This is a genomic window from bacterium, assembly GCA_031082185.1.
In the GTDB taxonomy this organism is placed as follows: Bacteria; Sysuimicrobiota; Sysuimicrobiia; order Sysuimicrobiales; family Humicultoraceae; genus VGFA01.
Map to the genome: position 1 here is coordinate 1 of JAVHLI010000002.1, position 22,689 is coordinate 22,689.

Genomic DNA, 22,689 nt, shown 5'->3' on the forward strand with positions numbered 1-22,689 from the left:
CGCCCGTCCTTCGGTTTCGGCTGTCTCCGTGCCTGACGCGGGCTCCTGCGGTTGCGCTGCTCTCCTAGCACGACGCCTTCGGATTCGCGGCGGCCCAATCTGCTCACGAGCCTCCTGTGACAGCATGTCGTGCAGGGCGACCGTTAGATCCTCGGGATCAATGAGGACGCCCTCCTTTCGCTTGATCTCGCGCCGTATGAGAAGCAGCACTATCTCCTGAAAGAGGGCCCGACCGATGGAGGCGGGGTTGAGGGCGGCTTGCCGCGACCAGAACTCCTCGTGCTCGTTCTTCCGTATGGCGTTGCGGTGGAGGATTCCCAACTGACCCGCAGCCGAATCCAGGTCGTCCTCAGCCAAGTCAACCGAGAACACCCTCTCGTACTCGATGCCTTCCTCGAACGTGAGGTGGTAGAGGTTCCAGGCAATCCCGTTTGTCAGGAGCACCCAACGGAAGTTGTTCCGGGAGGCGTACATCTGGGACTGCTCGATATGCTTGTCCCGGAGAGTGACTCCGGCGGCCTTCACCTCCACCAGTAGCTTCGTAACCCCGTCGATCTTGAGGGCGATGTCGATGTACTTGCTCTTCAGTTGCGCCTCCCGGCTGATCTCGGTCAGAACGTCGTAGCCAAGGACCTCCTCCATGAACTTGACAACTCGCTGAACCGTGTCGGCCTCGTTCAGGTTGTCCCGTTGGGCCTGAAGCAGGATGGGCTGGAACTTCCTTAGTGGCCTGCGGATATTTGCCGTCATCCCGGCACCTCCCATGAAGATCCCCGGCGACGCGAAGTGACCTAACATCTCTGGGGTTCAGCAGGCGGGCACGTACTCCTCCACTTCCCCCGCGGTTGTGCATAAGCAAGAGCCGAGCGGCCCATTCATCGCGGCAGCGGAGACCACTTCGCGTCTTCTTACCCCTCGTCACGTGAGTCGCAACGAGCGACGATTGTTGGGCGCCAAGCTCCAATCGCGGGCGGGCTGGCCGGGAGGACAAGGGCAACCTACGGATGTGGGTCGTGGGGTTTCCTGCGGCGCGCCAGGCGTGGGAAGCGTACCGTGACGCCCTGATCCTTGAGGAGCGCGCCTATTCGGGCCGCTTGCCATTGGCCTCCGAGCGATTCGCGTGACGCGATTCGCGTCCCCAAGGTCAGCCTCCCGGGGGGCCCCGTCGGGATGAACACGGCCAGGGCGCCACGGGTCGGCCCGCGACTGTCTCCACCGAGTTAGGCTGCAGTTAGGCTGTAGTAGAGTACTAGGCGGGCGGGGAATGAAAACGGGGCGAAGGCTGAAACTCTCGCCCCGTCGGTGTTTCGGCTGGAGCGCCCGGAGGGAGTCGAACCCCCGACCTACTGGTCTAGTCCAGCCGCAGGCGCTCAATCGCCGACGCTTGCCGGTGCGCCCGTTGAAGGTCAGCCCCCACCAGGTTGCTGTAGCGCAGCGTTGTCGCCAGGCTCTCGTGCCCCATCAGCCGGCGCACCTCGTCGAGCCCGGCGCCGCCGCGCAGCCACGAGGTCGCCGCGAAGTGTCTCAGTGCGTGCGGGTGCAGCCGGCGGTGCGCGGGCAGGCCGGCCTTCGCGCTGAGGCGGTTGGAGATTGTCAGCAGGTGCCGTGTCTTCAGCGGTCGGCCCTGCCGGTCGGCAAACAGGAACGCCTCGGGCGCAGGGTGAGGGTGACGCGCGAGCCACGTCTTGAGGGCGCGCGTGGTGGTGGGCCCGATGAAGGTGACGCGATCTTTGCGCCCCTTGCCGGCGCGCACGAACAGGCCGCGGTCGGCCGGCCGCCAGTCCTCGACGAGCAGGTGCAGCAGTTCGCCGGCGCGGAGGCCAGCATCGGCGAGCGTCAGCAGCAGGGTGCGGTTGCGGACGCCCTCCAGAGTATCAGGACAGGCCGCCAGCACGGCGCGCAGTTCGTCCTCGGTGGGCACGTCGGGCAGTGTCCTGGGCGTCCTCATGGTGAAGCCGCGCAATGGCGTCGCCGCGAGCATGCCAACCTCCACGCACCAGCGGAAGAACGTTCGCAACGTGCGGAACCCCTGGTGCTGCGTGCTGGCGCTGCGGTGTTGCAGTCCGACGAAGAAGGTTCTCACCGAAAGCGCCGTCACCTCGGGCACCTCGGCGGTCAGCCGGCGCAGCCACCAAGAGTAGACCTGAACCGTCTTCGCGGTGCAGCCGCCGACGCGCTTCGTCAGCAGGAACGCCTCGACGAGATTGCAGAAGGGGTGAGCGTCTGCTTCTTCGGCGGATTTCGTGAAGGAGCCAAAGGCTGAAAGCCGCGTCCTGACTGGGTTGGCGCGCCTGGAGGGACTCGAACCCCCGGCCCGCTGCTTAGAAGGCAGCCGCTCTATCCGCTGAGCTACAGGCGCGCGGCCAGGCACGAGTATAGCACAGGCCCCTGCTCACAGAACCCTGTGCACCGCCAGTCGGGAGAATACCACCGCGGCTACCAGGCACGCCAGCGCAGCGCCGGCGGCGAGCGCTGTAGCCTCGGTGGGGCGGCGCTCCCAGCCGATCTGTCGGCCCAGGTGCCGGTAGACTCGCCGCAACTCGCCGACGTTAGTGGTGCGGTAGTATGCGCCCCCTGCGGTCTCCGCCATCCCGCGGAGGGTTTCTTCGTCCAGGCGCACCAATATGCTGCGTCCGGCGACGGTGAGGGTCGTGCCTTCAGGCGTACCGACCCCCACGGTGTAGACCTTTACCTGGAGATCGCGTGCGCTGCGCGCCGCCTCCAACGGATGTGTTCCGCGGTTGCTCTGCCCGTCGGAGAGCAGCACGATCACTCCCGGGGGCAGCTTCCCCGCTGGCGCCGGCGACGCCCCAGGCGGCAGCGCAAGAGGCGCTTCGCCACCTGCCAGCGGTCGAACACGGCCAGGCAGAGCCCAGATCGCCTCGAGCAGGCCATCGCCCATCGCGGTGGCGGATTCCGGGATAAGCAGGTCAATCGCATCGCGGATGCGGGCACGATCCGCCGTCGGCGGCACGACCGTCGTGGCGTAACCGCTGAAGGTAACCAGGCCCACCCGGAAACCGCCGGGCAGCGCTCGAACGAACTCGTGAGCAGCCAGCTTCGCACCGGCCATCCTGTTGGGCTTGAAGTCATCGGCCAGCATGCTGCGGCTCACATCAATGGAGAGCACCACCACGCCCTCTCGCGCGGGTACCGGCAGCGGAGCCGTGGGCCGTGCCAGACCGATCAGAACCATCCCGATGCCCAATAGGTAGAGCACCGGAGGCGCCCACCTGCGCCACCTGCCGCGACCGCCGGCGGCACGCGCCAGCATCTCGACGTTGGGAACAAGCATTACCCCGCGCGGGCGCCTTACCTGAAGCCGGAGGTACGCCCAGACAAGCAGCGGCAGCGCCGCCAACGCCCACAGCATGAAGGGCCACTCAAAGGTCATGGCACCCTCCCAAACCAGAACAGTGAAAGCGCGCCGCCGGCCAGCATGAAGACGCCTGCCACCGCCATCAGGAGAAACGACATCTCCTGGCGGGTGCGCTCCCACCCCACGGACCGGCCTAGCAACCGCGAGAGCTCCTGCAGCTCCTCCGCGCCTGTATTCGGAAAGAACCGCCCGCCGGTGATCTGGGCGATGCGCTGGAGGCCGGCCGCGTCGAACGGCACAAGCACGAGCTGGCCCTCCACCCGCATCACGGTTCCGCCCGGCCTGCCCACGCCGACGGTGAAGATTCGGACGCGCGCGTCGCGCGCCAGGGCAGCGGCTTCCTCCGGATTCGGGCCGAAGTTGCTCACGCCGTCAGAGAAGATCACGATGGACCCGGGGATCAACTGCGTCGGACGGTCGCCCGGCCCCCCTGCACGGCCCGGCAGCACCCGCACCGCCTCCAGGATACCGCCGCCCATCGAGGTGGCCGACTGCGGCTGGAGACGGTCGAGCGCCTCGTAGAGAGCGGTCCTGTCGGTGCCGGGCGGCAGCAACACGGTGCCGTACTCGCTGAACGCCACGAGCCCAATCCTGGTCGAGCGGGGCACGATCTCCGCCAGCGCCCGGGCAGCCCTTCGTGCTGCCTCCAGGCGCGTCGGCTGTGCGTCGGTGGCGATCATGCTCTTGCTGGTGTCAACCGCGATCACAACCGCGGCGCGGTTGACCGGGATGGGCAACGCGGCCACTGGACGCGCCATTGTCACCGCCAGAAGCAGCAGCGCGATCAGGTAGCACGCGGTGGGGAGGGAGCGCTGCCAGCCCGGGGGGCGCACCACCAGTTGATCGAACAGACGTGCCTCAGCGAACTGCCCGGCGGCGCGTTGCTGCCGCCGGCCGAGGATCCGGTGCCCCCACCACAGAAGCGGGGCCAGGGCCAGCGCCCAGAGCATCAGCGGCCAGATGAACTCCACAGGCGCCTCCGCCGCCGCAGCACGAAATCCACAAGGGGATCCCCCAGCGTCGCGGCCGTGGACAACACGAGGTGGTCAACGCGGGCACGCCGAAACGCCGCGGTTACGCTTGCCCGGCGCGCGCTTACCAGCTCCTCGTGCGCAGAACGCACCCGCGCGTCGGACGTGTCAATCCAGCAATGCCGGCCGGTCTCGGGATCCCGCACCGGGATCAAGCCCACGTCGGGCAGGACCTCTTCCGCCGGATCGCGGATCCAGGCAGCGACCACGTCGTGCCGGCGTCCCAGCTCGCAAAGCGGCCTCTCCCAGCCATCAGGCGCGATGAAGTCCGAGATCACGAAGACAAGGTGCCGGCGGCGCAGCATTCCGGCCGCGGCATGGAGCGCGCCGGCAAGATCGGTCATCCCAGGTGGATCGGCCATCCCCGACACGGAGGGCCCGGCCTGCTGCAGGGAGTGCAGAATGCGCAGGGCATGGCGCCGGCCTGCACGGGGTGGGACCAGCGGCTGGCCGCGGCCCGGAAAGGCCACCGCACCGACCTTATCGCCGTGTCGCGCCACGATGTAGGCGGCGGTCCCGGCAAACTCGATCGCCAGATCGCGCTTGAGGCGGCGTCGGGTGCCGAACATCATCGAGGGAGAGAGATCCACGAGCAGCCAGGCGGTCAGTTCGCGCTCTTCGTGATACTGCCGGACGAAGATGCGATGCATCCGCGCGGTGACGTTCCAGTCTATGCGCCGGACCTCGTCGCCCGGCTGGTACTCCCTGACTTCGGCCAGATCCAGACTGGGCCCGTAGAAGATACCCCGGTAGTCGCCGAACAGGAAACCGTCCAGGCGACGCACGACGGTGAACTCCAGCCGCCGCAGCAACTGCTCAGGGGTCTCCAGCAACTCGACCGCCGGCACGGCCGGCTATTCCCCCCTGGAAAGCCCGCCCCCGGCTGCCGCGGTGCTCTGGGCCTCGTATGGATCCCCCAGTGCCAGGCGCGGTGCAGGTACGGCCGCGATCACCTGCTCCACCAGGGAGTCGGGTCCCACCCCGTCGGCCAGGGCCTCGTAGGAAAGGACCAGGCGGTGGCGCAGCACCTCAGGCGCTATGTCCCGTATGTCCTCCGGCATCACGTACTCCCGCCCCCGCAGCAGCGCCAGCGCGCGCGCGCCCAATACCATGTTGAGGGAGGCTCGCGGGCTGGCTCCGTAGGCGACGTAGCGGCGCAGTTGATCCAGCCCCACCTCGTCCGGGCGGCGGGTCGCGGTCGCGAGCGCCACGGAGTACTCGCGGATTCTCGCGTCGACGTAAACCGCGTCGGCGACCGCCTGCAGTTGGAGCAGTTCGGCGGCGCTGATTGCCGGACTCACTTCCGGGGGAGCGCCGCTCATCCGTTCGACGATCGTGATCTCCTCGTGTCGGCTGGGGTAGGTGATGACCACCTTGAACATGAACCGGTCTACCTGCGCCTCAGGCAGAGGGTAGGTTCCCTCGCTCTCGATCGGGTTCTGGGTGGCCATCACGAGAAACGGGTGCGGAAGGGGGAAGGTCTGCTTGCCGATCGTCACCTGCCCCTCCTGCATCGCCTCGAGCAGTGCTGACTGCACCTTAGCCGGGGCGCGGTTGATCTCGTCGGCCAGGACGAAGTTGGCGAAGACCGGACCCAGTTCCACGTCGAAGGCGCTGGTCTGCCGGTTGTAGATCCGGGTCCCCACCAGATCGGCCGGCACCAGGTCCGGCGTGAACTGGATCCGCTTGAACTCGCAGTCAATCGCCCGGGCGGCGCTCTTGATGGCCAGGGTCTTGGCCAGACCAGGAACGCCTTCGAGCAGGACGTGTCCCCGTGCGAGCAGCGCCACCAGCAGCCGCTCCAGCATCAGGTCCTGACCGACGATCACGCGCTTGACCTCGTAGAGCACCTTCCGCATCGTCGCGGAGGCCTGTTGGAACAGTTCCAGCGGCTTCGTCACCTGGCTCCTCCCTCTTGCTCGCGCACGCGCTACCGCCACGGTAGCACCGCCCCAAAAGGGGGTCAAGGCGAGTCGCGGCGAATCACACTGTGGTATGCGACGCTCGATTCTTCTTGCCGTGAAGCGAATCATCACCGGGATCTGCCTGCTCGCGGTGCTCTGCCTGTTCGCCGGGTTCTCCCTGCTTGCCCCTGCCCCGGCGCGCACGGCCGCCGCTCCTTCCGATGCGTGGCTGGTGGTCCCGGGACAGTCCATGGGCGCGCTGCGACTGGGCGTCCCGGCACGAACCCTCTATCAGACCGCAGGATGGGGACAGCCCGACCGCACGCACGCCGCAGGCTCCGTTTCGTACCTCTACTACGACCGCCAGCGCACCGCCGCCGGCGTGCGCGACGATCAGGTCGTGCTGATCCTCACCACGAGCGAGCGATACCGGACCGAGCGGGGAGTGGGCGTGGGCCAGCCCGCATCGGCCGCGGCGACGGCCTACGGCGCGCCATCGTCAGGAGGCGGCGACGAGCGGGTGCTCTGGTACGACGCCTTGGGGCTCGTGCTGGGAACGGGAAGCGGCACTGTCATCCGAATCGGGGTATTCGATCCAAAGGCCTTCGTGCGCGCGCTGCTGGCGGACGAGCGGCCTGCCCGAGACATCGTGCTCACCGCGCGGCCGCCCAAGTACGGCGCCGCGCCGGGTGCAGGTGCAAGTGGCAACGCCGGCGCGGGTGGCAGCGCCGGCGTGCAGGCGCGCTCGGCAATGGTGACCGTTACGCTCAAGAACTTCGGCCGGGGCGCGAAGGTCCTCAACCCCAACTTTTTCTCGCTCGCGGACCGCGATGGTGAAACCTATCGTTACGACCCGTCCTCGTTCCGGCAGGCAGATGCCTGCCGCTCAACGGTCTCGGTACGGCCCGGAGACACGGGGACTTGCTCGCTGGTCTTCGTGATTCCCGCAGGCCGCAGCGCCCGCACCATCGTCTTCAACGATGGCGCGAGCACCGACGAGTACTACTTCAACTAGTCTCTGCGACTTCCAGCCAGTTCGACTTCTGCGCTTTCAAGCCGGAGGCCAAGCGCGATGAAACGGTATCTCTCCAGTTTCCGCTCCAGGACTGCTCTTTCTATATCGAGCGGTTCGCGCCGGGAAGTGAAGAACCTATCCACTTCCTCTGCCAGGGCGATCGCCTGCTGAAAGCATGACTTGTGATGCTCTTCCGCTCCATGCACGTGACGCATCCCCTCATTCCACTGCGGCGTCGTAAGCGTGCCGGAGGCTGCGCAGTTGGTTAGGAACCTCATTATCAGGGCTTGTGCTTCCTTGATCGCCAAGCATTCGAGGTTCTTCTCATGCAGGCGCCGCGTCATGGGAGGCGGCGACATAGAAGAGAACCTGCGCCTCTCCCGCTGGGTCTTGTCTGCCAGTTCTGTCGCAGCAGCCGCCATTCCCGCGGCATCCTGGCGTCTCGCCGCCCCTTCCAGCTCTTTCACCAGCTTCTCCTGCCCAGCAAACCACTCTTCTCGCGGAATCGCCGCAAGGACGGATTGCCTGTATTCCTCGTTGAAGACTTGGATGCGCTGGTTGTACGCATTGACTTCCTGCCCAAGCCCCACCCGCAGATTCAGCGCCGCGGCGTCCTGAAGGTAAGGCCCCAGCGATCCAGTCAGGACCCCGGCGCTTTCCATCTTCGTCCGTCAACATCCAGGAGCATCTTTCCTGGTGGGTCTGAACCGTTGGACGCTTTTCAGAGAAGTCCACCGAAGTGTGCCAGTTCCCACCCCATTGGCTGTAGTTAGGCTGCAGAAGTCGCGATGGCTCGCGACCGCGCTGCTGGAGATCGAGCCCCGACTGCGGCGGCTGCGCGGGTATCGGGCGTTGCCACAGTTGCGCATCGCCCTCGAGACCGCTGTCATGCAGGGGAAGGAGGTGAGGGTAGCGTAATGAGCGCTGGGGGTTGCTCCCGGAAAATCAACTACCCTTGGGACACCCTCCGCGCAAGCGGGCGGCGCATTGGTGCTGTACCTACCAACTGTCGAACCCCGGCACTCTAGGGCCGCCAGAGCAGCTTGGGATCGAACAGGTCGCGGAGTCCGTCGCCAAGCAGGTTCAGCCCGAGGATGAACAGGATGATCGCGCCGCCCGGCGCAGCCAGCAGCCACGGGGCTGTCGCTAGGTAGGTGCGCGTCGTCGCCAGCATGTTCCCCCATTCGGGGGCCGGAGGTTGCACCCCCAGCCCCAGGAAACCCAGCGCGGTCACAGTCAGCATGGCGGTGCTGCCCATCAGTGTCGCGTAGACGATCACGCGGCCGGCGATGTTCGGCAGGATGTGCCGGCCGATCAGGCGCAAGGGTGTGGCGCCCAGTGCGCGGGCCGCCTCCACGTACTCCGCACCCGCGGTCGTCAGCACTAAGCTGCGGATCAACCGGGCCAGGGCCGGCGCGGTGGTCACGCCGACCGCAACGATGACGCTCTGCAGGCCGACGCCGAGCAAACTGACCAGCACTACCGCCAGCACCAGCGAGGGAAAGGTCAGCACAGCATCCGAGATGCCTATCAGCACCCGATCGGTCCTGCCGCCGGCAAATCCTGCCAGCAGCCCGACCGGCAGGGCAATCGCCAACGAGAGCAGCATTCCCAAGACCACGATCGACAGGTCGGCGCGGGCCGCAACGATCACGCGGCTGGCCAAATCTCTTCCCAGGTCGTCGGTCCCGAACCAGTGCGCCGCCGACGGCGGCCGCAGCGCGGTCAGCAGATCCAGCGCGTTCGGATCCTGCGGCGTGAGCCAGGGCGCGAAGAGCCCCACCAGCGCATACCCGGCCACCAGCACGAGACCCGCAGCGACGCTGGGCACCCGCACCAGCCGCATCGCACGCTTGCGGAGTGCAGAAAAGGGCGGCCGATGGAGCCGGGGGCCCCACGAATTCGCATCAGCAAATCCTTGGGGTGGCCTACGCGTAGCGGATGCGGGGATCGACGGCCGCATAGGAGAGGTCCACCAGCAGGTTGATGATCAGAAAGCCGGCCACGTAGAACAGCGTGATGCCCTGCACCAGGAAGTAGTCCCGCATCGATACCGCGCTGATCATCGCCTGCCCCAGTCCCTGGTAGGCGAAGAGCGTCTCCACCACGATCGAGCCACCCAGCAGATAGCCGGCCTGCAGCCCCACCATCGTGATGATGGGCACCAGTGCCGGCGGCAGCGCATGGCGGTAGAGCACCACACGGGCGGCCAATCCCTTGGCGCGCGCAGTGCGCACGAAGTCCTCGCCAAGGACCTCGATGACGTTGGCGCGGGTCGTACGGCTCACCAAGGCCACGAGGCGGGCAGCCACCGCGATCGTCGGCATCAGGAGGAAGGCCAGGCCGCCGGTGCCGGCCGCCGGCAGCCAGCGCAGCTTCACCGCGAGCACCTGCATTAGAATCATGCCGACGAGGAAGTTGGGAATCGACAGCGCTAGGATGGATGTTCCCATCACCACCTGCGCCAGCGCGCCGTGGGGCCGGACCGCGGCCGCCACGCCGGCCGGCACGGCCAGAGCCACCGTCAGCAGCAGGCTGGCGACCATGAGCGCAAGGGTCGGCCCCAGGCGACCGACCACGACCTTCGTCACCGGCTGCCGCAGGCTGAGCGAGGTGCCGAGATCGCCCCGGCTGAGGTCACGCAGAAAGACCAGGTACTGCAGCCATACCGGCCGGTCCAGGCCCAGGTCGCGGCGGATCGCCTCGACCTGGACCTGAGTCGCGGTTGGCCCGGCGACGATCACGGCCGGGTCGCCCGGTACGAGACGGAAGACGACGAAGATGAGCGTGATGACGCCCAGCGTCTGCGGAGCCAGTAGCAGCATGCGGCGCAAGGCAAACAGAGCCATCGGCGCGCACTCCCTAGTCCGTCTGGGCTATCCCTAACACCTTGCGGCATTCCCGGCCGGCCTACGGCTGGGCATTGCGCAGGACGGTGAAGATCACCGGCCAGACCTCAACGTTCTTGATCTCCTTCCGCTTGGCGACAATCACGTTCTCGGCGTAGAGCCACACCCAGGGCGCGTCGTTCCAGATGGTGCGGGCCGCCGACGCCAGGAATTGGCCACGCTTCGCCAGATCGACCGTCTGCTCCGCCTGGTTGAGCAACTTATCCACTCCGGGGTTGCTGTACCAAGTAAAGTTCCACTGTCTGGGGAGGGCGTCGCGGGTCGGATTACTCTCGTACAGCGCGCTAAGCTGATACCACCCGTCGGCGTTCGAAGGGTTAAACCCAAACAGCACCATGTCCCACGCGATCCGATCAGGTGGGACCCGAAGGAAGTCCCAGAAGGCAGCCGGCTCCACCCGGTTGATCGTCGCCCGCACACCGATCACGCGCAGGAAGTGCTGGAACGCCTGCGTCACCTCGATGTCTTTGGGTAGCATACCGATCGGCGTCAGGACCGAAATCTCAAACGCCTTCCCATCCTTGCGTACCACGCCGTCAGGTCCCGGGCGCCACCCGGCCTCAGCCAGCAAGGCCTTGGCTCGGTCCACGTCGTACGGCCATGCGCTGATCGGCGCGTAGCCGAAGGTAAACGGAGACAGCGGCGAGTCGATGGGTGTGGCGTAGTCCTTGAAGATGGCTTTGATGACCGGGCCGCGGTTGACGGAATAGTTGAAGGCGTGCCGCACGCGAACATCCTGGAAGAACGGCCGGTTCAAATTGAAGGCGAAGCCGAACGTCCGCAGGGCCGGCTGCGCAATCACCTCGACGTTGGGATTCCTCTGCAGCTCCGCCACGTTCTCCGGTGGCACAGCGTTGATGATATCGGCCCTCCCGCCCACCAGCAGCGCAATGCGAGTGGTGGGATCGGGTATGTGCCGCATGATGATTTGGCTGAAACCGGGTCGGCCGCCCCAGTAGTGGTCGTTGCGCCGGAGCACCAGCTCCGTACCCACATCCAGCCGCTCGAACGCGTAGGGGCCGGTCCCCACCGGCGCCCGTCCGAAGCCATCACCGAGCCGGCGAACAGCTGTCGGGCTCACAATCCCGCCGGAACCGTGCGCCAACGTATTTAGCAGCGCGCCATATGGCTTCCGGGTTGAAATCTCAACGGTGAAGTCGTCCACCTTGCGGACACTGGAGATCGGATCCCACAGGACTCGGTTCGACCGGTTGGTCCCGGGATCGATCTGCCGTTGGATGTGGAAGACCACCGCGTCGGCGTTGAACGGTGTGCCGTCGTGGAAGGTGACCCCTCGACGCAGGCGGAAGGTCCAAGTCAGATCGTCGCGCGATACCGACCACTCGGTGGCCAGCTGAGGGACGATTTGCATCTTGTTGTTGAAGCCCGCTAGGTTGTCGTAGACGAGGAACATCGGTTCGTACCCGGCGGGATAGACGGTACCGACGGCCGCGCTCGCCGTGTCCATGGAGGTCACCGGAACGTTCTGCGCGTAGACCAGCGGACGGTCAACCTGGGCGCCGGCCGAGACCGATCCCAGCAACACCGCCGCGATGGCGAACCTGAATGCCGCACGAAGCTTCATACCAATCCCCCCTTGACCTCCGATTCTTCCCTACGCGACGCTCTCTCCCTGATGTGCTCCACAAGTGCCTGGCTCTGCGCGAACAGTGCGGGCTGGCCGCCCGTGTGGATGAAGACGACCGTGGCGCCCTGAGGGACCAAGCCGCGGTGGATGTGGTCGATCATGCCTGCAGCGGCCTTGCCCGTGTAGACCGGATCGAGCACGAGGCCTTCCCGCCTTGCGAAGGCTAGGATGGCGTCCAGGCCTTCGGGCGTAGGAACGCCGTACCGCGGGCCGATGTAGTCCCGCGAGGCTTCGACCTCACCTGGTGAGACGGCAATCGGCAGCCCGAGGAGAGCCGCGGCGTCCGTCGCGATTCGGGCCGTGCTCTCCCAGGGATCTTCATTGCTGGTGGATGCGATACCGACAACCCGAACCGGGAGGCCCAGTGCCTTCTTCGCCAGCATCAGCCCGGCGAGTCCCTTCCCCCCCGAAGAGACATAGATGTGCTCGGGGCGGCGGCCATGCGGTTCGAGGAGCTCCTGGATCTCCAGGAAGTTCTCGACTGTCGCCAGCGCGGCTGCCCGGGCAAACATCTTCCCGTGGTTGAGGCTGAACGGGCGGCGGCCCCTGGCGCGCAGTTCATCCACCAGGTCCTGAACCGCGCGATCCAAGTCGTGATAGGTGGGAAGGTCGAGGATCCGCACCTCGGCTCCGAGAACAAGGTCGCACAGCAGGTTGCCCTGGACATCGACGTCGGCCCTGCCCCGCAGCACTAGCACCATGGGCAGCCCGAGCATGTTGGCCGCTGCGGTCGTCTGCCGCGCCGAGTTTGAGGTGGCCTCAACCCCGAAGACGAGGATGTCGGCGCCTGACGCGATCGCCTCGGCCATGCGCCACTCGAGATTGCGCATCTTGTTCCCGCCGAACGCAGGGCCGGTCAGGTCGTCCCGCTTGACCCACAGGTCGACACCGAGGTCACGCGAGAGGTTGGGACAGTGCTGAATTGGCGTGGGGAGTAAAGCCAGGCGCACGCGCGGGACCGCTGCGATGCGGCGTCTGAGATCGGCCATCTCCTGCACCATCGTGGCCACGGTCTCTACCCTCCTAGATCGCCAGCCAAGGGTAGCGCGGCTCCTTGTACAAACGGCCGAAGTCGATGCCACTCTGCACCATGAACCCCAGCAGTTCAACGAAGTCGCCGTGCACTCTGGCCGGGACTGCATCGGTGCCGGGGTCAAGAAGCCCCGGGCCGTCGTTGTTGGCCTCCGCCGCTGCGCAGAGGTCGTGTATGCGATAGTCTACGTCCCGCGAATGGAGCACCTCTCGGCGGTCCAGCAGAAGCCCCAGAGCAGCGGCGATGCCATACGCGCCCCAATTGGAGATCGCCGAGATTATGAGATGGTCAGGGAGGAACGCCGGCACGACGGAGCCGCCACAAGGACACTTGCACTCCGCCGCGTAAGGAACCATGGATACCACTGCATTCCGGATGAGCCCGCAACCTAGCTCGTTTCCACCATCGCCAATACCAAGAGTGTAGATACCTGAGGCTCTGCCACGTTCAAACAGCACGTCAACCTTCGCACAATGCTCGGTCAGTCGGAATCCTTTGGCACCGTGGTAGTGCCCGTGCTCGTTGGCTCCGGGACGCTCAATTGCGATCAGCGCCTTGGGCCGCGCTTGGTCCAGCAATCGGTCGGCGGTGTGAATGGCCTCGGCGGGGTCGGTTGGAAATGCCAAGACCGCAGCGGTCGTCGGTAGCCGCAGGGCATCGTCGAGATCGCGTGCATACAGCCCGGCACCCCGGATCGCAGCGCGGCACATCCCTAAGTGAATCTCCTCCGTGACGATGACTGGCCTGGCCGCCAGGCCCAAGACCAGGGCGCGGGCCAGCGCGCCGGCACCGACCGGCCCGTCCTGCTCACCCGAGAACCAGGGATAGGTGGGCAGGCCTGTTGCAATCACGACAACGTCGCCTGGTCCCACCCGGTCCTGCAGGCGCTGGGCGGCGGTCAGGCACAGCGGGCCGTCTTGGACAGCCCTGGCGGCGAGGTAGAGGTCGCGCACCACGCCACGCCCTGTGATCTCGATCGAACAGAGGCTGTCAATTGCCTCACCCATCTTGTGTAGTTTCTCATCACTTCCCGCCACGGCTCGCCTCCCTTGCCGCCGTCCTTCGATCCAGCGGTGTCTCAGGTTCCACCACGAAGGCAAATGAATACCGGTCAGGTCGAAACCAGGCACGCACGAACTGCGCAGGCTGCCCGCCTGCCTGGACAGCGAACTCGGCGACTAGCAGGGGAGCGCCCGGCCGCAGATCAAGTAGTCGCGCCTCCTCGCGGCCTGCCGCGCGGGCGCCGATCCGCACCCGCGCCCGATCTACCTCAAGCTGCTGTTCCCGTGCGAGTCTAACGAGAATGCCTGGGACCACATAGTCGCGGGGTCGCAGCCGCGATGCCCAAGATCGAAGGATGTAGCGGTTCTCGATCCACAGCGGCCGCCCACTGGCGGTCCCTCGCCGATGGAGCCACAGCACGTCAGAACCGGCGGGAAGACACAGTGCTTCCGCGACGTCCGCTGGCGGCTTTAGCCAGTCGTGCCGCAGCACCCGCACCTCAGGCACGAATCCACTGCGTCGGATGTCATCCTCAAATCCCATCAGATCGACCGGGTCGCGCTCGATCCTGAACTCGTGCGACCGCAACGAGTTCACGAATGTCCCGCGGCCGGAGACGCGGTATATTAGACCCTCCTGCACCAAGCGTTCCATAGCCCGCCGGACCGTGATCCGACTAACATCAAAGCGGCGGACGAGGTCCCCCTCGGTCGGCAGCCGTACCCCCGCAGCATACCGGCCCGCAGCCACCTCGTCGCGGAGTACGGACTCCACCTGGTAGTAGAGAGGAATCGGCGATCGGCGAGAAATCGCATTCGTCATAACAATATATCTTTCTGTCTCCAGACCAGAACTCCTGCCCAGGATCTCAGATCTCCTGACATCCCCCCTCGCTCTCGCTGAAGTGAATGATTAGGCCGTCGCCGGCGGCTCTGCGACCTCGTAGTGCAGGCGGTAGTTGGTCTCTGGGAAGCAGGGATCGAGGGCGTTGAGCTCGGCGCACAGGGCGCGGAACCCCGTCTCCGGGGAGGGGCCATCCTGCGAGGGCCTCCGTGCGGGCACCGAAGACGGTCGGGTACACCCTAACACTCCTGAAGGCCATCTTCACGGACGCTATCGCGCACGGGCACTTGGACCAGAATCCGGCCGCAGGAGATCGACCGACTGTTGCGGACCCCGGAGGAACCCTGGCGCAACCTCTACCTCGTCGCCATTCACACCGGCCTCCGGCGGGGCGAGCTGTTGGCGTCGCGCTGGAGTAACCTCGACCTGGAACAGCGTCGCCTGTACGTGCGGCGCAGCCTCGGGCGCATCCGCTATGGGAAGAACACCGTGGTGCGAGAGGCGGCGCTGAAAACCCGTTCCTCCCGTCGGACGGTGGACGTCTCTCCTACCGTGGGAGAAGCCCTGCTGGCGCTACCGGCCGGGGATGACCCCGAGCGGGACTTCGTGTTCAGGTCCCAGACCGGCGGCCCGGTTGACCCCGACAACGTGGACCGGGCGCTCAAACGCCACCTGACCCTGGCCGGGCTGCCGCCGATTCGGTTTCATGACCTGCGGCACACCCACGCCAGCCTGCTGATCGCCGCCGGTGTTCACCCGAAGGCGATTCAGGCCCGGCTGGGGCACTCGTCCATCACGGTCACCATGGACCGCTACGGGCACCTGATGCCGTCGGCCTTCGAGGGGGTCGGGGAGCGGCTAGACGCCCTGCTTCAAGGCACCGGCAAGGCACCAACCGCTGCAGGAAGCACGAACGCAGGTCCGGCCCGAAGGCTGGAACCCGCGTCCCTCTTGCTTCCTTGATGGTCGGGGCGGCCCGATTTGAACGGGCGACCTTCTGGTCCCAAACCAGACGCGCTGCCAAGCTGCGCCACGCCCCGACAGGGCGATCGTATCAGAGGCCTTACGGCACCGTCAACGAACCCGTGAAATCTCCGCGCCGGCCTACCGTCCCAGGCTGAACGGCCACGGCAGCGGAATCGCCAGAAGCATCAGGGCCGACCCCAACAACGCCATGTTCTTCATGAAGTTGACCATCTCCATCGTCCTCGTCGAGGGGTCCTGGACCGCCCAGAAGTTGTGCATCTGGAACGAGACTGGGACGAAGAAGATCGCCAGCGCCAGCACCCCGAGCTCGGGCCGAATGCCGAGAAGGATCGACAGCCCGCCGATCAGCAGGAGGACGCCCGTCAGGGCCGTGAGAAGCTTCGGCGACGGCACTCCCTTTGAGGCCGCGTAGCCGCTCATCATCTCAAGCTTGCTGAAGTGATTGTACGCGTTCATGAGGTAGTACATGCCGACGATGATCCTGCCGATCAGGAACGCCGTATCCATGACCATCCCCCCCTTTTCTCCTGCTGCCTCGTTCTTCCACTGCCTCGCCTTCCCACTACCTCGCCGTGCCGTGGGCATCGGCCAGCGCCTGGTAGACCTCGGCGCTCACGTGGATACCGTCGTAGAAGCGCTCCAAGCTCAGGTTTTCGTTGGGGCCGTGGTTGCCCTCGTCGGCGTTGGCGTACGGCACGCCTATGTGATCCACTCCCAGCACCGTGGGCCAGACAGCATTGGGCAGGCTGCCGCCGGAGCACAGGTTTACGAACGGCTCGACTCCCCGCACCGCCCGGATCGCGCCCGCCACAACCGCCACCGCCGGGTGGTCGGGAGCGGTGCGGCTGGCTTCCATTGCTCCGAAACCACGGGCCAGCACCGCCACCCGGGGATCCACGCGGGCGACGTGCGCTTTCACCTTTTCGAAGATCTCTCCGGTCTTCTGGTCCACCACCAGCCGAACATCAATGCGGCACTCGGCCTTCGTGGGGATGATGGTCTTGGATCCCGGGCCCACATAGCCGCTCGCGAAGCCGCTGATGTTGAAGTAGGGCTCCAGCATGATCCGCTTCCAGTAGGTGGGGCCGTCCATGGGCAGGGTATCCAGACCCATCGTGGCGGCGAACGCCTGGGAATCGTACTCCATCCCGGCCAGGAGCCGCTCCTCCACCAGACCTACCGGTCTCACGTTATCGTAGAACCCCTCGATGAGCACGCGGCCCGCAGGATCCACCATGGTCGAGAGCAGGTGGGCCAGCATCCAGACAGGGTTGGGTGCTACTCCGCCCTTGTTGCCGGAGTGGTTGTCGCGGTCGGCGCCCTGGGCGATCAGCGTGATCCCCACAATCCCCCGGTTCCCAAGGGAGATTACCGGGGCTCCCGTAGGATGCAGACCGCCGTCGGAGACGTAGACCAGATCCGCTGCCAATCGCGACCTGTGCTTCCGCACGAACTCCGCCAGGCCTCCTGATCCCGACTCCTCCTCTCCCTCGAAAATGAACTTGAGGTTGATCGGAGGACCGCCGGCGGCCTCCAGCCAGGCCTTTGCCGCCAGCACGTGCGTGATCAACTGCCCCTTGTTGTCGCCTGTGCCCCGACCGTAGAGCCGGCCGTCGCGCACGGTGGGCTCAAACGGCGGGCTGTGCCACAGATCCAGCGGCTCGGGCGGCTGCACGTCATAGTGTCCGTAGAGAAGCAGCGTATGGGACTTGGGGTCCCTCGTGATCTCGCCGTAGACAACAGGCTGCGTCGGCGTTTCGATCACCTCGGATGGAATCCCAAGGTCCTTCATGATCCCTGACAGCAGCCGGGCACACTCCTTGACGCCCACATCCTGCGCGCTGATGCTGGGCTGGCGGATCAGGGTCTTGAGGATCTCCAGCGACTCATCGCGGTGTTTGTCAATGTAGCGGTGAACACGCTCAGTGGACATGCTCTAGGCCTCCTGGATGGAATTCAGGGCTGCGGCAGCAACAAGAGAAGCATCAGGACCGGGGTGCGCGCGTAGAGACTGTGGGGCAACTGCGGTGGCATGTGGATCCATGCGCCGGAGGATGCATCGAGGTCATCGGCGCCCAGCTTCAGTCGGGCCTCTCCCTGCAGAATGTGGATTATCGCCGCGGTCGAGGCGGTGTGTTCGGAGAGCTCCTGGCCGGCGGCGAAGGCGAAGAGTATGGCCTTCACCTGCCCGTCTTTGTAGATCGTTCGGCTGAGGATGCTCTCGGCCGGCGCTTCCGCGAGGGCGGCGAGGTCTGGGACGAGCGTGTAGCTCCGGTTCTCTTCGTTCATAGTCTCGACCTCCGGCATTCCGGCCTCCCGCATTGTGGTCTTCCGTAACCCGGCCTCCCGTGGCTAGCCGAAGCCCAGAAGGGCCAGTAGCCGCGTGGCCAGTCCTCCAACAACAAGCGCCAGCACGATGGTGAACCCGGAGATCGCGGCGGAGCGCCGCCAACCAAGAACCTTCGCGAGCACGGCCATCGTCGCGACGCACGGAATGTATATCGTGTTCACCAAAGCGTAGGTGAATACCTGGTTGGGTGTCATGAACGCCGACAGACTGGACGCGCCGCTGCCATACTGCATCACGGCCAGCGCCACGAGCAACTGCAGCGCGAGTTCCTTGCGCAGAACCGCGAAGATCAGAGTGAGCCCGGCCACCGCGGGCAGGCCGAGCCAGCCCTCCACGATCGGGGCCAGCGGTCGCTCGGCAAGGCGTATCAGGCCGGTCTCGTACAACGTGCCCAGGACGAAGCTGCCGACCAGGACAACCGGAACAGCCACGGTGACGAACTCGCGGGACCGCACCCATGCCTTGCGCAGGACGTTGAGCGGGGTCGGCCATCGGAACGGGAAGACTTCCATGAGAAGATCCGGCGCCCGGCCGGGCAACAGGCGGTTGAGTCCCCAGCCCGAAGCCAGAATGATGACCGCCACGGTCAGGTAGAGGAGCAGCGCCGCGCGCCATCCGCCCAAGTAGGCCACCGCGCCCATGATCACAGCGGTCCGGGCGCTGCACGGCACAAGGGCCACCAGCGTCCCGCCGATGAGCCGCTCGCGCTCGGTGCGCAGAACCCGTAGCCCCAAAATCGCCGGCACACTGCATCCGGCGCCGGCCACCAGCGGGATCGCCGCCCTGCCGTTGAGCCCGAGCCCGCCCATCAGCCGGTCGGTCAGCACCGCGGCCACGTTGAGGTAGCCACTGTCCTCCAGGACCGAAAGCAGCAGATAGAATGTGAGCACATACGGTATGCCCACGCTGATCACCGCGAGCAGACCGGCGTCCAGGCCCCACTTCATGATTCGCGTGAGGACCCCGTCACCAAACGCCCACACGGACACAGCGGCAATGACGGGCGAAGCCGTACGCGCCCACAGGGCCTCGACCAGGCCGGCCAACAAACTGCCACCCCAGAAGAGGCCCGCGAACGTCGCGCCCATCACCGCAAGGAGTAAGGGCACACCGGTTGATGGTCGCGTTGCCAGGCGCCAGAGGCGCAGGCGCTGCGCCTCTCCGGGGTGCAGCGTCACCTCTCGCGCGATGCGGTCGGCCTCCAGGTGCCGGTCCCGCGCAATCGTCAGCGGCAGCGACTCCTCGCCCCGCTCGGAAACCTGCCGGGCGACAGCCCGGGCCTCGGCCGCTGCTTCCGGGTTGGCCATGCCCGCTGGCAACCCCTCCAGGGTGCCCTCCTCCAGAAGCAACAGCGCGCGACCCCGCGCAGGCACATCGTGATCGTCCAGGAGAGCCGCTACCCGCGCGGCCATCCCCTCGACCTCCGTGCTGTACCTGCACCTGCTCTCCGTCGGTTGTCCGACCAGGCCCAGTGCCTCGGTCATCAACTCGGCAGTCCCGCGGCGTCGCGTGGCGATGGTGGGCACCACAGGTACCCCCAGCAGAGCGCCGAGACGCCCTGCGTCGATGTGAATCCCGCGCCGCGCGGCCTCGTCCGTGAGGTTCAGAGCGACCACAACCCGGAACCCAAGGTCCAACAGCTGCAGGACCAGGTAGAGGTTGCGCGCCAGGTTGGTGGCGTCCAGGATCGCGGCAACGGCGTCGGGACGCTCCTCTAGGAGGGCGTGCCGCGCGGCCTGCTGGTCCTCGGTATGGCCCGAAAGCGCGTAGGTTCCCGGCAGGTCCAGAATGGTGACCCGGCTGCCGTTCACCCGCGCCGTCGCGACCGACACCTCGACGGTCGTTCCCGGGTAGTTCGCGGTGACCGCACCCAGGCCGGTCAGTGAGTTGAAGACCGTGGACTTCCCAACATTGGGATTGCCGGCAAGGGCAACCTGTGGATCCCCGGAAATCGGGTCGCGCGGCTGAGCGTCGTGGCAGCCTATGGGCACGGCACCAAACTCTCAACGGCCAGGCGGGCGGCCAGGCTACGCCCCAGGGCAAAGATGCCTCCGGTTCCCTTCACCAGGAGGGGTCCACCGCCCCCGACCGATTCCAGAACCGTCACCACCTCGCCGGGCAACAGCCGCATGGCCGCGAGTTCCCGCGCCAGGCCGACTTCCATGGCCGGAATCTGACCTAGACGGGCGGTCTCACCAGGCCGTAACGCTGAGAGCGATCGCATCGTCGCCTCCAGACACATCCTGGATTCTTAGGGTACCTGAAATATCGTCTTTAGGCAAGCCAAAAGACGCCGAGGAGGGATCGTCCTCTCTCCGGAAGAAGATGGCCTCAGCCATGACACCGGATGCAGAGTTTGAGCGCGTTGCGCAAGGATTCCTGACCGACTACTTCGAGTTCTACCCCACCACCGGAGCCGGCCTGGGGCTGCATGCCTACGACGGGAGGGCCGGCGACTACTCCAGGCCCGCGATCGATGCCTGGCTGCGCACCATGGGCAGTTGGGAGCGGAGGTTGTCCGATCTGCCGCCCGGAAGCCTAGGCAGCCAGGCTGCCCACGATGCGGCCCTGATCGCCCAAGCGATCGCCCAGGAACGGCTGCGGTTCCAGGTTCTCCGCGACCACCAGAGGAACCCCGTCCTGTGGAGCTTCCCCCTGGACGTTACCACCTACCTGAAGCGCAACTACGCGCCGCTGCCTGAACGGCTACGATTGCTCACCAACCACCTCGAGGAAATACCGCGCTTCCTGGAGGAGGCGCGGGAGCACCTGAGTGAGCCGCTGGCCTTGCCCGTCGTCGAGACCGCGCTCGAGATCTACGGCGGATACCGGGCGTTCTACGCCGACGATCTGGCGCGCGCAGCCGCGGGAAGGGCCGGCACACCGCTGCACGACCGGTTCGAGATGGCCCGTACCGCGGCGTCGGCCGCCCTCGGGAGCTTTGAGGCGTTTCTCGCCGAGGCGAAACATCGCGCCACCGGGGAGTTCGCAATAGGAGAGGCGGGCTTCGCGGCGATGCTGCGCAGCGGCGAGATGGTGGAGGCGCCTCTCGACCGCCTGGTTGCCCTGGGTGAGGCCGAGCTGGACCGACTGACCGAAGAGGTGCGGGAGGCGGCCGGCCGCGTGGCTCCCGGCGCGCACCCGCGCGAGGTCATGGCTACGATGGCCGGGGAGCATCCTGCCGAAGAGGCGCTGATCCCCGAGACCCGGGCAATGCTGGAGGATCTCCGGCGCTTCCTGATCGAGGAGGAGATCGTGACGGTGCCAGGCGACGTGCGGCCTCTGGTCGAGGAGACACCACCGTTTGCGCGCTGGGCCTTTGCCATGATGGACTCCGCTGGGCCGTTCGAGGAGGCCGCCACCGAGTCTTACTACTATGTCACTCCCCCGGAGCCGGGCTGGCCCAAGGAACAGCGTGAGGAGTGGCTGACGAAGTTCGACTATGCCACGCTCAAAGACGTCAGCATCCACGAGGCCTACCCCGGCCACTTCGTCCACTTCCTCCACATCAGGCGCGCGCCCTCGATGGCCGCCAAGGTACTGACCTCATACTCATTTGTGGAGGGATGGGCGCACTACTGCGAGGAGATGATGCTCGATGCCGGTGTGGACCGGAGTCCCAAGTTCCACCTGGCCCAGCTCGCCGAAGCCCTGGTGCGGCAGGTCAGGTATCTTGCCGCGATCAGGATGCACGCCGGAGAGATGACGGTGGACCAGGCCACCGGGCTGTTCGTGGACCGCGCCTACATGGAACCGCTTACCGCCGGCCGGGAGGCCGTGCGCGGCACCTTCGATCCCGGATACCTCAACTACACCCTAGGCAAGTTCCTTATCCGGAGGCTGCGGGATGACTACAGGGCCGAGCGCGGGGCGGCCTTCTCGCTGCGGGAGTTCCACGACCGGCTGATCGGGCTTGGCGCGCCGCCGGTTCCACTGGCGCGCCGGGCGATGCTGGCGCGGGACTCCGGGACAATCCTCTAGGAGCCCTCTCCGTTGCCAACCAGGGACGCCATGTAGTCGCGCGCGGCCCAAAGCGCACGCGAGCGATGGCTGACCGCGTTCTTGGAATCCGCCGGAAGCTCTCCCATGGTGCAGCCGTACTCCCGCACGAAGAAGATGGCGTCGTATCCGAACCCGCCGGTGCCTCGGGGGGCGTCGGCGATCAGGCCTTCACAGGCCCCCTCGAAGGTACGGACGGCGCCGTCTGGGGTGGCCACGGCCACTACCGCCCGAAACCGCGCGGTGCGGCGCTCCTCATCTACGCCGCGCATGCGCTCCAGAACCCAGGCGTTCCGGTCGTCCGCGGTGGCGTGCGGTCCAAGAAAGGTCGCAGAGTGGACCCCGGGCGCGCCGCCCAGCGCGTCCACCTCAAGACCCGAGTCGTCGGCCAGGGCAATCCGGCCGGTGAGCCGGGCCACGAGAGTCGCCTTCGATGTCGCGTTGGCCTCAAAGGTATCGCCGGTCTCAGGTAGCTCGGGCACGTCGGCGAAGTCCGCAACCGTCATCACGCGTACCGGGAGCCAGGAGAGCAGCGCGGTCAGCTCCCGGGCCTTTCCACGGTTGCGCGTGGCCAGCACGATCTCCACTG

General features: G+C 66.3%; 23 protein-coding genes and 2 tRNA genes. 4 read left to right on the forward strand and 21 right to left on the reverse strand.

Translation table 11 applies throughout. The features are described from left to right. From RDU83_02350 to RDU83_02380, 7 genes are all read right to left on the reverse strand, one after another. The coding region (locus RDU83_02350) for a type I restriction enzyme HsdR N-terminal domain-containing protein (GenBank protein MDQ7839852.1) at positions 1–750 on the reverse strand (750 nt) is incomplete at its 3' end. A gap of 601 nt (positions 751–1,351) precedes the next feature. Then, entirely contained in the window at positions 1,352–2,332 is a 981-nt protein-coding gene (locus RDU83_02355; protein ID MDQ7839853.1) for a tyrosine-type recombinase/integrase, read from the reverse strand. Then, positions 2,284–2,359, reverse strand: a tRNA-Arg gene (locus tag RDU83_02360). The genes RDU83_02355 and RDU83_02360 overlap by 49 nt, the downstream gene beginning before the upstream one ends. A gap of 33 nt (positions 2,360–2,392) precedes the next feature. Further along, positions 2,393–3,394, reverse strand: a complete 1,002-nt coding sequence (locus tag RDU83_02365; GenBank protein MDQ7839854.1) for a VWA domain-containing protein — start codon at positions 3,392–3,394, stop codon at positions 2,393–2,395. Next, entirely contained in the window at positions 3,391–4,350 is a 960-nt protein-coding gene (locus tag RDU83_02370) for a VWA domain-containing protein (protein ID MDQ7839855.1), read from the reverse strand. The genes RDU83_02365 and RDU83_02370 overlap by 4 nt, the downstream gene beginning before the upstream one ends. Beyond that, positions 4,329–5,258: a DUF58 domain-containing protein gene (locus tag RDU83_02375; GenBank protein MDQ7839856.1), complete on the reverse strand. Its 930-nt coding sequence runs from the start codon at positions 5,256–5,258 to the stop codon at positions 4,329–4,331. The genes RDU83_02370 and RDU83_02375 overlap by 22 nt, the downstream gene beginning before the upstream one ends. Positions 5,259–5,264: 6 nt before the next feature. Next, on the reverse strand, positions 5,265–6,269 hold the full coding sequence (locus RDU83_02380) for an AAA family ATPase (GenBank protein MDQ7839857.1): 1,005 nt from the start codon (positions 6,267–6,269) through the stop codon (positions 5,265–5,267). 136 nt (positions 6,270–6,405) lie between these two features. Between RDU83_02380 and RDU83_02385 the strand changes: the two genes are divergently transcribed. Continuing rightward, the gene (locus tag RDU83_02385; GenBank protein MDQ7839858.1) at positions 6,406–7,329 is read left to right on the forward strand and encodes a DUF4352 domain-containing protein; all 924 of its coding nucleotides are present in this window, start codon (positions 6,406–6,408) and stop codon (positions 7,327–7,329) included. Here the strand turns inward: RDU83_02385 and RDU83_02390 are convergent. Further along, a complete protein-coding gene (locus tag RDU83_02390) occupies positions 7,326–7,991 on the reverse strand; it encodes a hypothetical protein (protein MDQ7839859.1) in 666 nt (221 codons plus the stop codon). The genes RDU83_02385 and RDU83_02390 overlap by 4 nt on opposite strands. 79 nt (positions 7,992–8,070) lie before the next feature. Here RDU83_02390 and RDU83_02395 point away from each other — a divergent pair, with 79 nt between their 5' ends. Continuing rightward, entirely contained in the window at positions 8,071–8,247 is a 177-nt protein-coding gene (locus RDU83_02395; protein ID MDQ7839860.1) for a hypothetical protein, read from the forward strand. A gap of 106 nt (positions 8,248–8,353) precedes the next feature. On the opposite strand, the gene RDU83_02400 is transcribed toward RDU83_02395, so the two are convergent. From RDU83_02400 to RDU83_02425, 6 genes are all read right to left on the reverse strand, one after another. Continuing rightward, positions 8,354–9,175, reverse strand: coding sequence for an ABC transporter permease (locus tag RDU83_02400; protein MDQ7839861.1), 822 nt, complete (start codon positions 9,173–9,175; stop codon positions 8,354–8,356). An 82-nt stretch (positions 9,176–9,257) separates the two neighbouring features. Next, positions 9,258–10,178, reverse strand: coding sequence for an ABC transporter permease (locus RDU83_02405; protein MDQ7839862.1), 921 nt, complete (start codon positions 10,176–10,178; stop codon positions 9,258–9,260). Positions 10,179–10,239: 61 nt separating this feature from the next. Then, complete coding sequence (locus RDU83_02410; GenBank protein MDQ7839863.1) at positions 10,240–11,823, reverse strand: ABC transporter substrate-binding protein; 1,584 nt, start codon at positions 11,821–11,823, stop codon at positions 10,240–10,242. Further along, the gene (locus RDU83_02415) at positions 11,820–12,887 is read right to left on the reverse strand and encodes a pyridoxal-phosphate dependent enzyme (protein MDQ7839864.1); all 1,068 of its coding nucleotides are present in this window, start codon (positions 12,885–12,887) and stop codon (positions 11,820–11,822) included. Before RDU83_02415 ends, RDU83_02410 begins: the two co-directional genes overlap by 4 nt. A gap of 22 nt (positions 12,888–12,909) precedes the next feature. Then, a complete protein-coding gene (locus tag RDU83_02420) occupies positions 12,910–13,956 on the reverse strand; it encodes a DUF4392 domain-containing protein (protein MDQ7839865.1) in 1,047 nt (348 codons plus the stop codon). Next, positions 13,943–14,743, reverse strand: a complete 801-nt coding sequence (locus RDU83_02425; protein MDQ7839866.1) for a GntR family transcriptional regulator — start codon at positions 14,741–14,743, stop codon at positions 13,943–13,945. The genes RDU83_02420 and RDU83_02425 overlap by 14 nt, the downstream gene beginning before the upstream one ends. Before the next feature lie 318 nt (positions 14,744–15,061). Between RDU83_02425 and RDU83_02430 the strand changes: the two genes are divergently transcribed. Further along, positions 15,062–15,727, forward strand: a complete 666-nt coding sequence (locus RDU83_02430; GenBank protein MDQ7839867.1) for a site-specific integrase — start codon at positions 15,062–15,064, stop codon at positions 15,725–15,727. On the opposite strand, the gene RDU83_02435 is transcribed toward RDU83_02430, so the two are convergent. From RDU83_02435 to RDU83_02460, 6 genes are all read right to left on the reverse strand, one after another. Then, a tRNA-Pro gene (locus RDU83_02435) sits at positions 15,728–15,804 on the reverse strand. It lies immediately after the preceding gene. Positions 15,805–15,868: 64 nt separating this feature from the next. Then, a complete protein-coding gene (locus tag RDU83_02440; protein ID MDQ7839868.1) occupies positions 15,869–16,258 on the reverse strand; it encodes a DoxX family membrane protein in 390 nt (129 codons plus the stop codon). A gap of 55 nt (positions 16,259–16,313) precedes the next feature. After that, on the reverse strand, positions 16,314–17,684 hold the full coding sequence (locus RDU83_02445; GenBank protein MDQ7839869.1) for a M20/M25/M40 family metallo-hydrolase: 1,371 nt from the start codon (positions 17,682–17,684) through the stop codon (positions 16,314–16,316). Between the two features lie 23 nt (positions 17,685–17,707). After that, complete coding sequence (locus RDU83_02450) at positions 17,708–18,040, reverse strand: cupin domain-containing protein (GenBank protein MDQ7839870.1); 333 nt, start codon at positions 18,038–18,040, stop codon at positions 17,708–17,710. Between the two features lie 63 nt (positions 18,041–18,103). Further along, positions 18,104–20,092 carry a ferrous iron transport protein B gene (feoB, locus tag RDU83_02455; protein MDQ7839871.1) on the reverse strand — a complete coding sequence of 663 codons (1,989 nt, stop codon included), beginning with the start codon at positions 20,090–20,092 and terminating at the stop codon, positions 18,104–18,106. Next, positions 20,083–20,325 (reverse strand): FeoA family protein, encoded by a 243-nt coding sequence (locus RDU83_02460; protein ID MDQ7839872.1) that lies wholly within the window; start codon positions 20,323–20,325, stop codon positions 20,083–20,085. The genes feoB and RDU83_02460 overlap by 10 nt, the downstream gene beginning before the upstream one ends. A gap of 113 nt (positions 20,326–20,438) precedes the next feature. Between RDU83_02460 and RDU83_02465 the strand changes: the two genes are divergently transcribed. Next, positions 20,439–22,082, forward strand: a complete 1,644-nt coding sequence (locus RDU83_02465; protein ID MDQ7839873.1) for a DUF885 domain-containing protein — start codon at positions 20,439–20,441, stop codon at positions 22,080–22,082. Here RDU83_02465 and rdgB read toward each other — a convergent pair. After that, the gene (gene rdgB / locus RDU83_02470) at positions 22,079–22,687 is read right to left on the reverse strand and encodes an RdgB/HAM1 family non-canonical purine NTP pyrophosphatase (GenBank protein MDQ7839874.1); all 609 of its coding nucleotides are present in this window, start codon (positions 22,685–22,687) and stop codon (positions 22,079–22,081) included. The genes RDU83_02465 and rdgB overlap by 4 nt on opposite strands. Positions 22,688–22,689 lie beyond the last annotated feature (2 nt).

Excerpts from the sequence above, each read along its gene's own strand:
- RDU83_02385 (MDQ7839858.1), top strand. The coding sequence starts at position 6,406 with ATGCGACGCTCGATTCTTCTTGCCGTGAAGCGAATCATCACCGGGATC.
- RDU83_02415 (MDQ7839864.1), bottom strand. The coding sequence starts at position 12,887 with ATGGTGCAGGAGATGGCCGATCTCAGACGCCGCATCGCAGCGGTCCCG.
- RDU83_02405 (MDQ7839862.1), bottom strand. The coding sequence starts at position 10,178 with ATGGCTCTGTTTGCCTTGCGCCGCATGCTGCTACTGGCTCCGCAGACG.
- RDU83_02465 (MDQ7839873.1), top strand. The coding sequence starts at position 20,439 with ATGACACCGGATGCAGAGTTTGAGCGCGTTGCGCAAGGATTCCTGACC.
- RDU83_02440 (MDQ7839868.1), bottom strand. The coding sequence starts at position 16,258 with ATGGATACGGCGTTCCTGATCGGCAGGATCATCGTCGGCATGTACTAC.
- RDU83_02445 (MDQ7839869.1), bottom strand. The coding sequence starts at position 17,684 with ATGTCCACTGAGCGTGTTCACCGCTACATTGACAAACACCGCGATGAG.
- RDU83_02410 (MDQ7839863.1), bottom strand. The coding sequence starts at position 11,823 with ATGAAGCTTCGTGCGGCATTCAGGTTCGCCATCGCGGCGGTGTTGCTG.
- RDU83_02400 (MDQ7839861.1), bottom strand. The coding sequence starts at position 9,175 with ATGCGGCTGGTGCGGGTGCCCAGCGTCGCTGCGGGTCTCGTGCTGGTG.
- RDU83_02425 (MDQ7839866.1), bottom strand. The coding sequence starts at position 14,743 with ATGACGAATGCGATTTCTCGCCGATCGCCGATTCCTCTCTACTACCAG.
- RDU83_02460 (MDQ7839872.1), bottom strand. The coding sequence starts at position 20,325 with ATGCGATCGCTCTCAGCGTTACGGCCTGGTGAGACCGCCCGTCTAGGT.
- RDU83_02450 (MDQ7839870.1), bottom strand. The coding sequence starts at position 18,040 with ATGAACGAAGAGAACCGGAGCTACACGCTCGTCCCAGACCTCGCCGCC.
- RDU83_02380 (MDQ7839857.1), bottom strand. The coding sequence starts at position 6,269 with ATGCGGAAGGTGCTCTACGAGGTCAAGCGCGTGATCGTCGGTCAGGAC.
- RDU83_02390 (MDQ7839859.1), bottom strand. The coding sequence starts at position 7,991 with ATGGAAAGCGCCGGGGTCCTGACTGGATCGCTGGGGCCTTACCTTCAG.
- RDU83_02365 (MDQ7839854.1), bottom strand. The coding sequence starts at position 3,394 with ATGACCTTTGAGTGGCCCTTCATGCTGTGGGCGTTGGCGGCGCTGCCG.